General features: G+C 74.0%; 11 protein-coding genes and 1 tRNA gene. 6 read left to right on the forward strand and 6 right to left on the reverse strand.

Going from position 1 to position 15,287, the window contains the following annotated elements; genetic code table 11:
* The coding region (locus tag AB0D67_RS04600) for a hypothetical protein (protein WP_362929876.1) at nucleotides 1–306 on the reverse strand (306 nt) is incomplete at its 3' end.
* Between the two features lie 504 nt (nucleotides 307–810).
* Between AB0D67_RS04600 and AB0D67_RS04605 the strand changes: the two genes are divergently transcribed.
* Nucleotides 811–1,389, forward strand: coding sequence for a dienelactone hydrolase family protein (locus AB0D67_RS04605; RefSeq protein WP_362929878.1), 579 nt, complete (start codon nucleotides 811–813; stop codon nucleotides 1,387–1,389).
* Nucleotides 1,390–1,485: 96 nt separating this feature from the next.
* Nucleotides 1,486–1,701 carry a hypothetical protein gene (locus AB0D67_RS04610; RefSeq protein ID WP_362929880.1) on the forward strand — a complete coding sequence of 72 codons (216 nt, stop codon included), beginning with the start codon at nucleotides 1,486–1,488 and terminating at the stop codon, nucleotides 1,699–1,701.
* A 3-nt stretch (nucleotides 1,702–1,704) separates the two neighbouring features.
* Here the strand turns inward: AB0D67_RS04610 and AB0D67_RS04615 are convergent, their stop codons facing one another.
* A complete protein-coding gene (locus AB0D67_RS04615) occupies nucleotides 1,705–3,129 on the reverse strand; it encodes a VWA domain-containing protein (RefSeq protein WP_362929882.1) in 1,425 nt (474 codons plus the stop codon).
* A gap of 136 nt (nucleotides 3,130–3,265) precedes the next feature.
* Nucleotides 3,266–4,117, reverse strand: a complete 852-nt coding sequence (locus tag AB0D67_RS04620; RefSeq protein WP_362929884.1) for a MoxR family ATPase — start codon at nucleotides 4,115–4,117, stop codon at nucleotides 3,266–3,268.
* A gap of 290 nt (nucleotides 4,118–4,407) precedes the next feature.
* Between AB0D67_RS04620 and AB0D67_RS04625 the strand changes: the two genes are divergently transcribed.
* Together AB0D67_RS04625 and AB0D67_RS04630 are read left to right on the forward strand one after the other, a co-directional pair.
* Entirely contained in the window at nucleotides 4,408–6,144 is a 1,737-nt protein-coding gene (locus AB0D67_RS04625; protein ID WP_362929886.1) for a hypothetical protein, read from the forward strand.
* Nucleotides 6,145–6,222: 78 nt separating this feature from the next.
* Nucleotides 6,223–6,296, forward strand: a tRNA-Lys gene (locus tag AB0D67_RS04630).
* 280 nt (nucleotides 6,297–6,576) lie between these two features.
* Here AB0D67_RS04630 and AB0D67_RS04635 read toward each other — a convergent pair.
* From AB0D67_RS04635 to AB0D67_RS04645, 3 genes are all read right to left on the reverse strand, one after another.
* Entirely contained in the window at nucleotides 6,577–9,045 is a 2,469-nt protein-coding gene (locus AB0D67_RS04635) for a hypothetical protein (RefSeq protein WP_362929888.1), read from the reverse strand.
* 94 nt (nucleotides 9,046–9,139) lie between these two features.
* The gene (locus AB0D67_RS04640) at nucleotides 9,140–10,150 is read right to left on the reverse strand and encodes a hypothetical protein (RefSeq protein WP_362929890.1); all 1,011 of its coding nucleotides are present in this window, start codon (nucleotides 10,148–10,150) and stop codon (nucleotides 9,140–9,142) included.
* 8 nt (nucleotides 10,151–10,158) lie between these two features.
* Complete coding sequence (locus AB0D67_RS04645; RefSeq protein WP_362929892.1) at nucleotides 10,159–11,700, reverse strand: hypothetical protein; 1,542 nt, start codon at nucleotides 11,698–11,700, stop codon at nucleotides 10,159–10,161.
* A 233-nt stretch (nucleotides 11,701–11,933) separates the two neighbouring features.
* On the opposite strand from AB0D67_RS04645, the gene AB0D67_RS04650 reads away from it, so the two are divergent.
* Together AB0D67_RS04650 and AB0D67_RS04655 are read left to right on the forward strand one after the other, a co-directional pair.
* Nucleotides 11,934–13,631, forward strand: a complete 1,698-nt coding sequence (locus AB0D67_RS04650; RefSeq protein WP_362929894.1) for a DUF4407 domain-containing protein — start codon at nucleotides 11,934–11,936, stop codon at nucleotides 13,629–13,631.
* A 9-nt stretch (nucleotides 13,632–13,640) separates the two neighbouring features.
* A complete protein-coding gene (locus AB0D67_RS04655) occupies nucleotides 13,641–15,287 on the forward strand; it encodes a protein kinase (protein ID WP_362929896.1) in 1,647 nt (548 codons plus the stop codon).

Genomic DNA, 15,287 nt, shown 5'->3' on the forward strand with positions numbered 1-15,287 from the left:
GCCGACGCCGACTCCGACGCCGACTCCGACGCCGACGGTGACTCCGACGCCGACGCCGACTCCGACGCCGACTCCGACGCCGACGGTGACTCCGACGCCGACGGTGACGCCGACGGTGACTCCGACGCCGACTCCGACGGTGACGCCGACTCCGACGCCGACGCCGACGGTGACTCCGACGCCGACGCCGACGCCGACGCCGACGCCGACGGTGACGCCGACGGTGACTCCGACTCCGACGGTGACCCCGGCTCCGACGTGGACGGGCATCTCAAGGGTGATTCCAGGGCTGATCCCGGCGGTCATCCCGGCCTCAACCGAGAAGCCGGTCGAGTCGGCCGAGAAGCCGGTCGAGTCGGCGGAGAAGCCGATCAGGGGGATCAGGAAACCGATCAAGTCCGCGCCATGTTCTTACCGCCACGGGCACCACGGGCACCACGGGCTCTGCTACGGCCACGGGCACCCTCAGGCGCCTGTTCCCAAGCTGGTCAGGAAGAACCTTCGAGTGACCGGCTGACGGTTCCATCCCGCCGGCCGATTCCGCCGCCGCTTCCGTCGTCATCGGGATCCGCGTCCTCGGCCGGTTTCGCGGCGATCTCGCTGGGTTCGGCGTGGGCCTGCTCACCGAGGAGGCCGGCCGCCTTGACGAGATCTCACGGCCGCCCTCGCACCAGCGAACGGCATGACCACCGGACGACAGGGAACGCGGCCATCCGCCCGGGCTGAGAGCGACCACCGAGACTGTCGGTGGCCCCGGCAATACTCGGCCCCGGCGGGCCGTACGGAGTGCCGCCGGGTGAAGGGAGCGAGATGGCCGAGGTTCTGCTGTTCCACCACGTGTACGGGCTGACGGCCGGTGTCCGGGAGTTCGCCGAGGAGCTCAGGCGGGCCGGTCACACCGTCCATGTCCCCGACCTGTACGAGGGGAAGGTCTTCGACGACTTCGAGGAGGGTGTCGCCCACGCGCAGAAGGTCGGGTTCGATGTGTTGACCGAGCGCGGACAGGCCGCCGCCGAGGGGCTGCCGGGTGAGCTGGTCCACGCCGGGTTCTCGCTCGGCGTCCTCCCGGCGCAGTCGCTGGCCCAGAGGCGGCCCGGCGCGAAGGGCGCGCTGCTGTTCCACGCCTGCGTGCCGGTCGCGGAGTTCGGCGACGCGTGGCCGGAGGGGGTTCCGGTCCAGATCCACGGCATGGACGCCGACGAGTTATTCGTCGCCGAGGGCGACCTCGACGCGGCCCGAGCCCTGGTCGCGGAGGCCGGGGATGCCGAGTTGTTCCTCTACCCCGGCGACCGGCACTTGTTCGCCGACCCGAGCCTGTCCACGTACGACGCGGAGGCCACCGCGCTGCTCACCGAACGTGTGCTCGCCTTCCTCGACCGCATCCGCTGAAGCGGCGTCCGCCGAGTGACGCGACCAGGGGTCCGGTGTCGCAGAGGATCACACGGTGACCGCTCCTCCGGGCTCCTGGCTGTGAAGGCACATCAGGTGATCGTCGTGATTCGCGCCGAGGTCGGGCGGCCCCTGGAGCGCGCCGACGAGCGCCGCCAGGTGCCTGGGAAGCCGGGGCTCGTCGAACTGCTCGGCGGAAGACCATTCCGGGCGTCGTCGAACGTCATGACTCCAGTGAAGGAGGTCACCTTCCAGCGGCAACGGGACTTTCGATCACCCAAAGTATCGATCAAATTTCGGATCGTGGCATAGGTGTCAGGCGAGGTCCTCGACGAAGGCGGAGAGCTGGGTGACGTTGCGGCACTCGCGCATCGGGACGACCGTGCCGTAGGCGCTCGCCAGGGAGTCGCCGGTGTCCCACTGGCTCACCGGCTCGGGGTTGAGCCAGTGGGCGTGCCGGGCCTCGCGGACCATGCCGCGGAGGGTCGCAAGGGCGGGCGGCTGGTAGTTGGAGCGGGCGTCGCCCAGGATCAGCAGGGACGTCTTCGGCCCCACGGCGTCGCCGTACCGTTCGGCGAACCGCTCGAAGGCGTGGCCGTAGTTCGTCCGGCCGAACCGCACCATGTCGGCCTCGGCGGTCATCCGCGTCATCGCCTCCGTCACGTCGGAGCCGGGGGTGAAGAAACGGGTGATCTCGTCCACGGTGTCCACGAACCCGAACGCCCTGACCCTGGCGAACTGCTCGCGCAGCGCGTAGGTCAGCAGCAGCGTGAAGTGGGCGAAGGAGGCGACCGAGTCGCTGACGTCGCACAGGACGACCAGCTCCGGCCGGTGCGGGCGGCGCGGCCGGTTGACGACGGTCAGCGGCACGCCGCCGCTGGACAGCGAGGCCCGCACGGTCCGGCGGAAGTCCAGGCGGCCCCGGTGGCCGGTGCGGTTCCTGACCGTCAGCCGGGCGGCCAGCCGCCGGGCGAGCGGGTGGACCTCCCGGCGCAGCCTCACCAGGTCGGCCCGGGTGATCCGGAGGAAGTCCACCTGCTCCAGCGGCGGCCGTACGGCGGAGCGCGCGATCCGCTCGATCCCCGACTCCTCGGCGATCCGGCGGCGCACGTCGGTGGCGACGGCCTCCTCGAAACGCCGGATGCCGTCGCCGATCCGCCGCCGCGCCACCTTCTCGGCCAGGCCGCCGCGCTCCTGCCCGGCGAGGACCTCGGCCAGCAGCCGGGCCATGAGCGTCTCGGGGGACAGCGCGCGCAGCACCGGGTAGGAGAACCAGTTCTGCCGGCCGGGGGAGGCGGCCTGGCGGCCGAAGCGCTCCACCATGGCGCGGGCGAAGGCGTCCATGCCCTCGGCGCCCAGCAGCAGCTCCGCCAGCCGGTCGCGCAGCTCTGGCAGGTCGGCGGTCCCCGGGTCCACACCCGCGGTGAGGTCCCGGGACGCGGAGACGCCGGGGTCCCCGTCGCGCGGGTCGTGCGGGCCCGCGGGCTCCTCCGCGTCCCGGGCCGCGGGCGGGGCGGTGGTCGCGGCGGGGAACCACAGGTCGAAGAGCGCGTCGAACCCCGGCCGGTACGACGGCCGCTTGACCAGCGTGGCGGCGTAGGCGGCGCGCAGCGACTCGCGCTCGGCCAGGTCGACGACCAGCAGCGCCCGCGCGGCGTCCAGCCCCTCGGCCGGCGACACCGGCAGCCCGGCCTCGCGCAGCGCACACACGAAGCCGACGTGCCGGTCCAGCAGGCTCACCGCCCGGCCCCCGCCCGGCTGTCCCGGAGCGTCCGGAGGGTCATCCCGGCTGGACGGGAGGGCATCCGAACCGTCCGGTGAGCCGTCTCGGCCGGGTGGACGCGGGACGGGCGTCCGAACTGTCCGGTCCGGGCGGTCACAGGCCCAGCTCCTTGCGGGTCCGCGCCTGGTCGGAGGCGTGCTTGAGCACCACCCCCAGGGTGGCGTCCACGGTCGCCTCGTCCAGCTCGGTCCGTCCGAGGGCGAGCAGGGTCTCGGCCCAGTCGACGGTCTCGGCGATGGAGGGCGACTTCTTCAGCTCCAGGGCGCGCATCGTGGCGACCGTACGGGCGAGCCGTTCGGCCAGGGCCGCCTCGACGCCGGGCACCCGCGCCAGCACGATGTCACGCTCGCGCTCCGGCGTCGGGTACTCCAGATGCAGGTAGAGGCAGCGCCGCCTGAGGGCCTCCGACAGCTCGCGGCTCGCGTTGGAGGTCAGCACCACGTACGGCCGGCGCGTGGCGGTGACCGTGCCCAGCTCGGGGATCGTGACCTGGTAGTCGGACAGGACCTCCAGCAGCAGGCCCTCCACCTCGACGTCGGCCTTGTCGATCTCGTCGATCAGCAGGACCGTCGGGGCGTCGGCGCGGATCGCCCGCAGCAGCGGACGCTCCAGCAGGAACTCCTCGGTGAAGATGTCGTCGTGGGCGGCGTCCCAGCCCTCGCCGCCGCCCGCCTGGATGCGCAGGAGCTGCTTCCTGTAGTTCCACTCGTACAGCGCCCGCGCCTCGTCGAGCCCCTCGTAGCACTGGAGGCGGATCAGCGCGGCCCCGGTCGCCGCCGACACGGCCTTGGCGAGCTGGGTCTTGCCCACCCCGGCCGGCCCCTCGGCCAGCAGCGGCTTGCCGAGCGCGCCGGCGAGGAACACCGAGGTCGCGATGGAGTCGTCGGAGAGGTAGTCCGCGGCGGCGAGCCGGTCACGGACGTCGGCGGGCGAGGCGAACCACATGTGTGCTCCCGGACAGGACTTCGGGCGGACGCTTCGGGCGGGCTCTCCGCACGGAGCTTTCAGACGGACGCGGGCAGGACTTCGGGCGGACGATTCAGGCGGACACGGACGGATTCCGACGATACCGAATGTTGTTCTAGCGTAGCCGCGGATCCCGCCCGGCGGGGCGGTGGGCCGGTGGTCCGTGTGGCGTCCGGATAACCGTTTCTGGTCACGGGCGAGTTATCCGTCTTTTGCTGGACTCCTCGACCGGAGCCGGGAACGTCCCGGCACCGGATCCGGGGGAGATCATGCTGTCCACATCCGTCGTCAGGCCCCTCGCGCCGCCATCCGCCCAGCGGGGGATCCGCCACGGCCACCGGCGGTCGTGGCCGCTCCTGGCCGTCGGCTTCGCCGTCCAGGTGGGGCTGCGGCTCTGGCTGTTCAGGTATCACACCGGGCCGGTGGCGAACCCGGACGAGACGGGTTATCTCGCCGCGGCGCGATGGCTGGCCGGAGGTCCGGGGGTGGACTTCAGCGGCTCCACGTTCTACCAGGGCGGTTATCCGTTGCTGCTCGTTCCGGCCTTCTGGCTGACCTCCGATCCCACGCAGGTCTACCGGCTGGTGGTGGGCATCGGGTCCGTGGCGGCGGCCGGCGCGTTCCCGCTGGCGTACATGCTGGTGCGGCGGTGGGGGATGGGGAGCGGGGCGGCCCTGGCCGTGGCGTTCGCGACCGGGCTCTCGCCGTCGCTGCTGCTGTTCTCCGGGCTGGCGCTGGCCGACGCGATCCTGCCCACCCTGGTGCTCGGCCTCCTGGTCGCGCTGCACGACCTCGCCGAGCGGGGCTCGCTCCCCGCCGGAGCGGTCGCGGGCGGGCTGGCGGCCTTCGCGATGGCGGTGCACCTGCGCGGCACGGTGATCCTGGCGGTGTCGGTGCTGGTCGTGGCCGTGCTGCTGGTGCGCGGGCGGGTGCCGCGCCGGGCCGGGTTCACGGCACTGGGCGTGGCGGCGACGGTGGCGGCCATCGGCGCGCTGCTCAACGGCGTGCTCTCCGCCGCGCTGTACCCGGGCGGGCCACGCGACCTGGCGGGCCTGCTGGTGACCCGTCTCACCGGCCTCGAAGGGCAGGCATGGGCGTTGTCCGGGGCGGCCGGCCAGCTCTGGTATCTGATCGTCGGCACCTGGGGGCTGGCGGGCGTCGGCTTCGCGGGCGTGGCCGTCATGCTGGCACGGCGGGGCGTCCCGCCCGGCCGGCGCGTCTCGGCGGCCGCTCTGGCGCTGATGACGCTGGGCGTCGCGTACGCGTCCTCGGCCGCACTGCCCGACGAGCATCGGGTGGGAAACTACGCCTACGGCCGGTACACGGCCTGTGTCGCGGTGGTCTGGACGCTGATCGGGCTGATCACCCTGCTCCGCGCCCGGCGCCTGACGGTGCCGCGTCACGCGCTGGCGGCCGCCGCCCTGATGGCGGGGGCCGGAGGCGTGGCCGCCTGGTACGCGGGCGACCGGCTCGAACGCCACGCCTTCATCGCCTTCGACTTTCCAGAAGTGATCTTCCTCAGTGGCGTGCGCGACTCGCTCGACATGACCGCCGCGTCGATGACGGCTCTCGCCATGCTGGCCGGACTGGCCGCCTCCGCCCTCCTGCCTCGCGGTCGCATCCTCCTGTCTCGCGGTCGCGTCCGCCTGCCCGTGATGGCGGCCGTGACGGCGGTGGCGGCTGTGACGGCGGCGATCAACCTCGCCTTCGTCGCGTATCTGGCGCCCGCTTCCGCACCCCCGCCGGCCCGGGACCCGTTTCCGGTTCCCGCCTCGGGCCGGGTGGCGGTGGACCTCAGGGTGCCGTGGCACGCCTGGGTGCCGCTGATCCATCGGGTGCGGTGGACGGAACTGGAGCGTTTCGACGGTGCCCGGCGGTTCCCGCCGTCAGGCGTCTGCATCGTCATCGCGCCCCCGACGGCCATGCCCCCGGCGGGCTGGACGGTCACGGGCGAGGACGGGGCCCGCCGGGGGTGGGTGCTCTGGACCGGTTCCGGTTGCGCCTAGGGGGTGGCGTACGCCGGACGGGCCCCGGATTCCGGTTCGGATCGTCCGGCGGAGTGCGCTATTCTTCAAGGGCTTCACGCGCCGCTAGCTCAGTTGGTTAGAGCAGCTGACTCTTAATCAGCGGGTCCGGGGTTCGAGTCCCTGGCGGCGCACCGGACAAGAAACCCCGGCTCGGTCACACCGAGCCGGGGTTTCTTCGCTCTACGGCTCCCGCGCGGCTTCGAGGAGTCCTGCGGCGACGCGCGGATCCGTCAGGGCGGGGCGGACGCGTCGCGTCGCGTCGCGTCGCGGGATCGTTCTCCCGGACTCCGCCGACGGCGTTGATCCGCTCGGCCGACAGGCCGGTGAGCAGAGCCACACGGGCGAGACCGGAACCGTCGAGCCCGCCCGTGGCCTCCGTCGTCGCGGTGCAGATCTCCTCATGCAGGTGTCTCAGTGCGGTTCGATTCTGGACGGCAGCCGGATGGCCAGCAGGAGGGACAGGAACCCGATGACGCCCCCGCTGACGATCAGGATGAGGGCGAGCCGCCAGTCGCCCTCCCCCCGGTCGTCCTCCCGGTCCGCGGCGGGGGCGGCGGCGGGCGGCGGCAGGGCCGACCCGACCAGCCTGGTCGCCGCCCGCGCCGGGGTGTCGAACTCCGCCGACACCAGCTTGCCGGGATCGACGGACCGGGCGACCCTGCCCAGCGCGTCGCGCAGCCCGCGGCCGACGGACCCGTTGGCCAGCACGAGGATCGAGCGGCCCGGCGGGTCGGCGAACGCCTCCGACCTGGAGTAGTCTCCGGCGACCTCCCTGGGCACGAGGGCGGCCAGCACCTCTGCCTTCCGGAGGTCGTGCAGCGGGTCGGCGGCCGGGACGGTCCGCGGCTTCAGCGAGGGGTGGCGCTCGCGCAGGAACCGTTCGGGGCTCTCCCCGGAGAGGGCGTCGGGAGGGGTGTCGGGCACCGAGACCCGGGCCTTGCCGTCCGGACTCGTCAGGGCCGCCGCCACCTGATCGGGCCCGGTCCGTCTGGCGTCGTAGACCAGGACGTACGGGTCCGGGACCGGGACGGTGGCCACCTCCGAGAACCCCTGCGCCGCGGGCGGGTCCGCCGGAGGCTCGGGCGCGGCGCCGTCCGGCGGGGCGGGGTCCGGGGAAGGGGCCGTCACGAGCAGCACGGCCGGTTCCCTGAGGGGCGCGGCCGCGGCGGGGGTGTCGCTCAGCCGGACCTCGGGCCGGTGGCCCGCCCGCCGTACGGCCGCTTCCACAAGACGCCTGGCGAACTCGTCGCGCCGTGCGGCCGATGCCTGGACGACGACCACGTCCGGGCCCGTCCCGGCGGCGCCCTCCTCGGCGGGCGGGTCGTCGCCGGAGGCGCTCACCATCGCGACGGCGCCGACGGCGATCAGGGTGACGGCCAGCGCCATGAACGCGGCGGCCAGGGTGAGCCTGCCGTGCGGGCTCCAGAGGGGCCCGAACCGCTTCGCGTGGTCCGCCCGCTCCAGCCCGCCGAGCGCGGTCCGCATCGAGGGCGGCACGGCGCCCGGCCGATGGGGCACGGTCGCCGCGCCGGCCGCGGCCCGGCTCCCGGCCGAGGGTCCGATCGCGGGGGCGGCCCGGCCTCCGGACGGGAGATCGAGCGGGGGCGCGGTCCGGCTCCCCGGCGCGGCGTCGAGCGCCGCGCCGGGCGGCCGCCCGACCCGCGTCCCGCCGGCGCCCCGGTTCAACCGCCTCCACGGCGTGCCGATGAGCGAGGTCAGCCTGCTGACGGGAGAGGTGTGCCGTGCCTCTTCGGGTTCCCGCTCCTCGCCGGGTCCGAGGGCGCGCGGGGCCGCGCCGGGCCACGGGGAGCCGCCCGCCGGAACCGGTTCCGGCGCCCCGCCGCCGGGCACGGCGCGCCGGAGCCCCGCCGTGGCTCCCGGGGCCGCGCCGGGCTCCTCCGCCCAGGGGTCCTCCGCGCCTCGGCGGCCGGCCGCGGAGCCCGGGGCCGCGCCGGGAGCCTCCCGGAACCCCGGCTCCCACCCCGCCTCCTCCTCCACCTCGGCGTCATCGGAGGACAGTCGCTCCTCGGGATAGCCCGAGTGTTCGAGCAGCCGTACGGCGTCCGGAAGGTCGTCGGGGCCGAACGACAGTGGCTCGGTCATCCGGGCGAGGTTCTCCAGCATGTCCTCGACGCGGACGTCGGGCCGGGTCAGCAGGTCCAGGCAGACCTTCGCCCGGCTGTCCTGCCAGGCGGTCTCCGTTCCGCGGCCCCAGCGCACCTCGTGGGCGTCCTTGGGCGCGTGCCGCGCGAAGGACAGCCTGATCCGGTGCCGGGCCGTGCTGCTGACCCAGGTCGCCGCGGTCAGCCTCGACCGCATGCCGTACGGCAGGAGCGCGGCGACGGTGTCCAGGAAGCGCAGCCGTTCGGCCATGGGAACCCGTTCCGCGCCCACCACGCAGACGGGCCGCCCGGTCAGCAGCAGCGCGGCGGCGCACCGCGCGTCCGGCCCGGGGTCGAAGGCCGCGGGATCGGCCTCAGGAACCCGCACGACCAGCGGGGCGTACGGGGTCACCGGCAGGCGCGCGAGGGCGCGGTAGAGCGCCTCGTAGGACACCCGGTGAGCGGCCAGTTCCTCGTAGGGGACGTAGAACCAGCGGGTGTAGGCGATCTTCCGGTTGGTGGCGTCCCGGTGCCCGGACCACTCCTGGACCGCGAGCACGACGTGGCGCGACACCCGCTCCCGCTCCCTGGTCGCCGCGACCGCGATCGTCAGCTGGGGCAGGTCCGCCGACAGGCCGGTGGCGTACCTGTTCCTGATCTCCTCGAAGACCTCGGGCCCGAGGCGCTCGTCGCTCCAGGAGAGCAGTTCGTAGTCGTTGTGGGCGCCGGGCCGTTTCCCCTCCAGCGCCCACTCGAACCGGATCTCGTGGCCGGTCACGAGCCTCCCCTCCCTGGTCGTACGGCGGGCGTCCCGCACCGGAGCCCCGCTCGCCCGGCGGGCGTCCCGCGCCGGAGCCCCGCTGTGCGGCCGGTCACGAGACCCCCTTCGCCGGCCGGGTCGCGGCGAGTCGCTGTCCCAGCCAGAGCATGGGCTCCACCACGTTGATCGGGTGCAGCTGCCCCCGGATGCGCGAGTCCTCGTCCGCCTCCCCCGGGACCATGTTCTGGAAGTCGTCCCAGTCGAAACGCCTCGTGCGCCGGTCGACGTAGAAGCCGATCGAGGAGGTGGCGAAGAAGCGGATCCGGTCCGGGTGGAAGAACTGTTCGAGCGTCTTGAGCACCATGTCGGCGCTGCCGGTGGCCGACACCTGGGACAGCTCGTGGAACAGCTCCCGCGCGTCGTCGCCGGCCACCCGCGGCAGCCGGTAGGGGTCGTCGTCGTCCGTGGTGAGCAGCCCCCGTGCCTCGGCCGTCTCCAGCACCCGGGGGTCGTCGAACTTGGTGACGCACACGGCGACGTGGTGCGGCAGCTTCCCGTCGGTGAACCCGCCGGTGGCGAGCATCCGCTCGGCGAGCCGGTTGAGCGGGGGGTACATGTGGTCGAAGGCGTCCCCGAAGGTGAACTCCCTGATCGGGTCGAAGAGGAAGACGATGCCCCGGCTCTGCTCCAGGTTGTCCAGCAGCTCCTGCCTGCGGGGGTCCTCCGAGGGGTCCGGGCCGCTCGGGCCGCCCGCCGTACGCTGTCCCGTGCCGAACAGTCCCCCGGGGGCGTCGATCATGCCGATGCCGATCCGGGGCGGCTCCGCCTGCCTGGACTTCCTGCCCCAGAAGCCGGTCCTCCGGGGAGGGGGGCCGATGAGCGTCCAGTGGTAGCGCTCCAGGGCCATGCTCGCCTCGGGGAACACCTTGCCCCGCAGGAGGTCGTTGGTCCGCTCGATCAGGTAGTCCGACGACGCGGGGTCGGAGCCGACGATCTTCCAGCCGTCGTCGCTCCTGGTCAGGGCGGTGTACAGCGCCGCCAGCAGGGTGGTCTTACCGCTGCCGGGGGCGCCCCACATGGCGATGTTGTGATCGGGGCGTCCCCGGCTCGGATCGGGCTGCATGGGCGTCGTCACTCCGTCTCGTCGAGCAGGGGGAACGGGAGGCGGACGGGGGAGGGGGCGGTCAGGCCGAGGTCGGCGGCCAGCCCGCGTACGTCCACCGCCTCCAGGTGGGCCAGCGCCGCCGCGCCGAGCCCGTGCCACAGGGGGTGCGCCTGGCCGGCGGCGTGGTCGCAGATCGCGCCCAGCGTGGTGTCCGGCCGCTGCCGCAGGGCGGCGGCCAGCTGCCGCCAGTCGTGCCGGCGGGGGCAGGGCAGGATCCTGGAGCGGTCGGTGCGGGGCGGGTGCGGGGGGCGGCCCCCGACCGTGAGGACGACGGTGGGCGCCGGGCCCGCGGGGCCGAGCCGCCCGGCCACCACGGCGAGCGCGTCCTCCAACTGCGCCGCCTGGGGGTGGTACGGATATCCCCTGGTCACCGCCCCCTCGTCCTCCAGCGCGCCGAGCGCGTCCAGGGCCTCGGCGGGGCCCGCCTCCCAGGCCGCGACCCGCACCGGGTGCTCGGGCGCCGACGGGTCGAACGAGTGCGCGGCGTAGGCGAGGAGGGAGACCCGGATCAGGCCGCCGAGCTCTCCGGAGGCGAAGCTGATCATCTGGCGCGCCCGGCTCAGCCGTTCCGAGACCTGGTCGTCGGACCCGCAGACCTCCACCGCGCAGACGAGGTGCGCCGGTCCGGCGCGCAGCGGCAGCCGGTCCGGGAGCGCGCCGACGAGCCGGTCCCAGTCGCGGGGGTCGGGGGAGAGCGTGGGCAGGCCGGTGAAGCGTACCCGGCCGGAGCGTCCCAGCTCGGCGGTCACCTCGTACCGGCCGGGCGCGATCGGGGCGGACTGGACGGACAGCAGCCGCGGCTCCGGGCCCTGCCAGGTGACCACGGCCAGCGCGGTGCCGTGCGCGCCCGGCGCCGTGCAGCGGAGGGCGACCCGGGTCCGGGCCCCCGGGCGGGAACCGATGGGGAAGAGCCGCCTTCCGGTCAGCCGGAGCCTGCCGGTGCCGGGGTCGGCGAGGAGGACGACCAGCTCGTACGACCTGGTCAGCGGGTCGTCGGCCATGGCTTCCCGGATCAGCGCGGCGGCCGGGACGTCGGCGCGCAGCACCTGCGCGGCGGGATGCGCCGCGCGCAGCCAGTCGAGGGCCTGCTCGGCCCTCGGGTCGGTGGACGCGGACACGAGGACCACGTCGGCGGAGGGCGGGGTGCCGCGGGCCGTACGGAGCGTGTCGGCGGAGGGCGGGTGGACGTGAGCCGTGCGCGGGTCGGCGGAGGGCGGGTGGACGTGGGGCGTGCGCGGGTCGGGGGAGAGGGGGTGGACGCGGGCCGCGCGGAGCACCGCCTCGCGGGCCGCGGCCGGGTCGGCGTCCCAGCCGTGCTCGCCCGCGAGGTCCGGCCAGGTCGCCGGCCAGCTCCGGCCGCGGGGGCGGCCGTTGCCGTCCCGGTGGAGCAGGAACGTGGTGACGCCGTCGGCGGCGACCTCCACCACGGTGAGGTGGCCGGTGTCGGCGAGGTCGGCCAGAGCCTGGGCGATCGCCTTCCTGGTCAGGTCCCTGTCGGGCTCCGGCACGGGGAGTCCTCCGTAGATATGTCGTATCAGCTGCGCCGTGTCCTCAATATCCTGGTTAGTCGGTTATAGAATGTTATGGCAGGCTATCCGAATAAGGTTCCGTGAGTTTCTCCGGTTAAATTCCGCTGGGTATCCGGAAATGTGACATTGGGCGCCTATGATAACCCCTCCGAGGGGGCCCGCGGCGTTCCGACCGGTGCCGGCGCGGTACGACTTCCTTTCCGAGGAGGAGTATGCGACGTTTCCTGGCAACGCTGTCCGCGGTTCTCATCGCGCTCTCCGGGGCGCGTCCCGAGGTCCTCCGGGCGTGCCCCACCGAACGCGGCAAGTTCGAGGGCATCGGGGGCGCCGTCCTCACCACGAGCGTGCTCGCCACCGTCTCCATGACGTTCGCCCTCAACAGCGCGCTCGGCGTCAACATCGTCCTCGCCGTCGTCGTCTCCCTCCTGTGGGGCCTGGCCATCCTCAGCCTCGACCGATGGCTCGTCTCCACCCTCAGGGCCGACGCGCCGAACCGCTGGATGATGGCCGCGCCGCGCGTCGCCATCGCCATCGTGCTCGGCCTGGTGATCTCCACCCCCCTGGTGCTGCAGGTCTTCAAAGCGGAGATCGACACCCAGATCAACGAGATGAAGCAGCGGCGCGCCGACGCCTTCACCGTGCAGCAGGCGCAGGGCGCGACGGGCAAGAGCGTCGAACAGCTCCGCAAGGAGGCGACCGGCCTCCAGCAGGTGATCTCCTCCGGCGGGGACGTCCCCCTCGACCTGGAACAGGACCCGAAGATAAAGGCGCTGTCCGCCCGGCGGGCCGACGAGCAGAAGCAGGCGGACAAACACTACAAAGAGTGGCAGTGCCAGCTCTATGGCGGTGCGAACTGCCCCAAGAAGGGCAACGGCCCTCTCGCGAGGGAGAGCCGGATCGCCTACGAGAAGGACAAGGACCGCATCGAGCTGCTCACCCGGCAGATGGAGGACCGCAAGCGGGAGCTGAACGCCACCGGGGAACAGGCCAAGGAGACACGGCTCGCCGCCGCCAAGGAGGCCCTGCCCAAGGTCCAGCGCCAGCTCGACGCCGCGCTCGATCAGCAGGCCCGCATCCAGAAGTCCTTCGACGAGGACAACCTCGCCACCGACGGGCTGCTCACCCGGCTCCGGGCGCTCAACGAGCTGACCGGCAAGGACTTCACCCTCAGTGCGGCCCGGCTGCTGCTGTTCGCGCTGTTCCTGCTCATCGAGTGCCTGCCGGTCGCGGTGAAGCTGATGCAGCGGCCCGGCGTCTACGAGAAGGCGCTCGCGCTCGCCGAGCGCCGCGAGATGGACAACGTGCGCGAGGAGTTCGGCGCCCGCTCCGGCTCGCGACTCCGGTCCCGGCCGACGGGGCCCGGCGGATCGAACAGCGTCTGGAGCATCTGGTCGTCCCCGGAGGACACGTCCTCACGGTCCGGCCCCGCCTTCGGATCCGGCTCCGCCTTCGGAGAGGAGACGGGGACGGGGACGCGCCAGGGGCCGAACGGCACCCGGGTCGAGCGGGCCGGGGACGACGACGGGTACGGCCCCGGGTCCGGCGGGTACGGGCCGTCGTCCGGCGGGTACGGCCATCCGCACGACGCGTACGATCCTCCGCGCGACGGGCGCGGTTCCCCGCGCGATGAGCACGGTTCCTCGCGTGACGGTTACGGCTCTCCGCGTGACGGACACGGCCCCCGGCCCGATGAGCACGGTTCCCCGCGCGGCGGGCACGGCCCCCGGCCCGGTGAGTCCGGCGCGTACGGGCCCACGTCCGGCGACGAGTACGGGCCCCTGGAGGACCAGGCCCTGCGCGGCATGGCCGACACCCGCGTCGTGCGGAGGCCGGAACCGGGCTCCGGACCGGACGCGGGACCGGGTGCGGGGCGCTCGGGCGGCGTCGAACTGCTCCCCGACGAGGACTGAGGCCCCCGGGTGACGGCACGGACCATCGGAGGCCGGTACGAACTGAGGTCCCGGCTCGCCAAGGGCGGCATGGGCACGGTGTGGCTCGCCTGGGACCGGACGCTGCAGCGGTCCGTCGCGCTCAAGGAGGTCGTGCTGGCGCCGTACGGCGAGGACATGTCCGTACGGCGGGAGAGGGCGCTGCGCGAGGCGCGCGCCGCCGCGCGGATCCGGCATCCGGCGGTCGTCCACGTCTACGACGTCATCATGGACGACGAGTCGCCCTGGATCGTCATGTCGTACATCGAGGGCACCTCGCTGGAACACCGGATCGAACGGCAGCCTCTCTCCGAGCGGGAGATCGCCCGGGTGGGACGCGAGGTGCTGGCCGGGCTGACCGCCGCGCACGACGCGCAGGTTCTGCACCGCGACGTCAAACCGGCGAACATCATCGTCGACTCCGGAGACCGGGTCTTCCTGGTCGACTTCGGCATCGCGCGGATCTCCGGGGAGCGCGGCCTCACCTCGGCCAACACCCTGATCGGAACCGTCGAGTTCATGGCGCCGGAACGGATCGAGGGGCATCCGGCGGGACCGGCGTCGGACCTGTGGTCGCTGGGGGTGACGCTGTTCTGCGCGCTGGAGGGCTACTCGCCGTTCCTCCGCGACGGTCCGATCGAGACGGTGCGGGCGGTCACCTCCGGGCGTCCCCCGGACTTCCGGCGGCCGGGCCCGCTCGCCGACGCGATCGCCGGCCTGCTCGTCGCCGACCCCTCCGGGCGGACGGGAGCGGCCGAGCTGGGCCGGCGGCTGGGCGCGATCCTCGACCCGGGACCGCGGCCCCGTGGACGCGAGGACGAGCCGCGGACCCATGGGCGGGAGGAACGGCGCGCCGGCCGGGGGCAGGACCGGGAGCCGGAAGGCGGACACGACCCGCGTCCCCCGGACCGTGAGGCGCGGCGCGGACCCGACGCCCACCGGCCGGACCATGAGGCGCGACGCGCGCAGGGCGCGCACGGGTCCGGCGGAGAGGCGCGGCGCGGCGCGGGCGCCCACGGTCCGGAGCGCGCCCACGGTCCGGAGCGCGCCCACGGTCCGGAGCGCGCCCGGGAGGCGGGGCGCGGGCCCGGAGCGCGCGGATCCGGCGCGCGTGGACCAGGGCGGGACGGGGCCGCGGGCCGGGCGGGGGAGGCCGGTGACGGCGGGAACCCGCTGCTCGGCCGGTCCGGCCGGGAGGCCGCCGCCCTGCTCGGCTCGATGGAGCCGAACGCCGCCGGACGGCTCCTGAACGACGTGGCGGAGACGCCGGGCCCGGCGGCCGAGGCGTTGACGCTGCTGCCGGCGCAGCGCGCCGCGCGGCTGGTCGACCACATGATGCCGCAACGGGCGGCCAGGCTGCTGGGCGCGATGCCCACCGGCCCGTCCGCCGCCGTCCTGGTGCACACGGACGACCGCGTCGCGGCCGCCGTCCTCGGGGCGCTCGGCGTCGTCCCCGTCGCGGTCCGCCTGGTGGAGGCGATGACGGTACGGCGCGCCTGCCGGGTGCTCGCCCACCTGCCGCCCGCCGTCGTCGCGGGCCTGCTGTCGGCGACCTCGGACGGCCGTACCGATCGGCTCCTCGGCGGGCTCGGCCACGCCGTACGCGACGAGTTCACCCGCCTGACCGGCGCGACGTGA

The organism is Streptosporangium sp. NPDC048047, from assembly GCF_040653115.1.
GTDB lineage: Bacteria > Actinomycetota > Actinomycetes > Streptosporangiales > Streptosporangiaceae > Streptosporangium.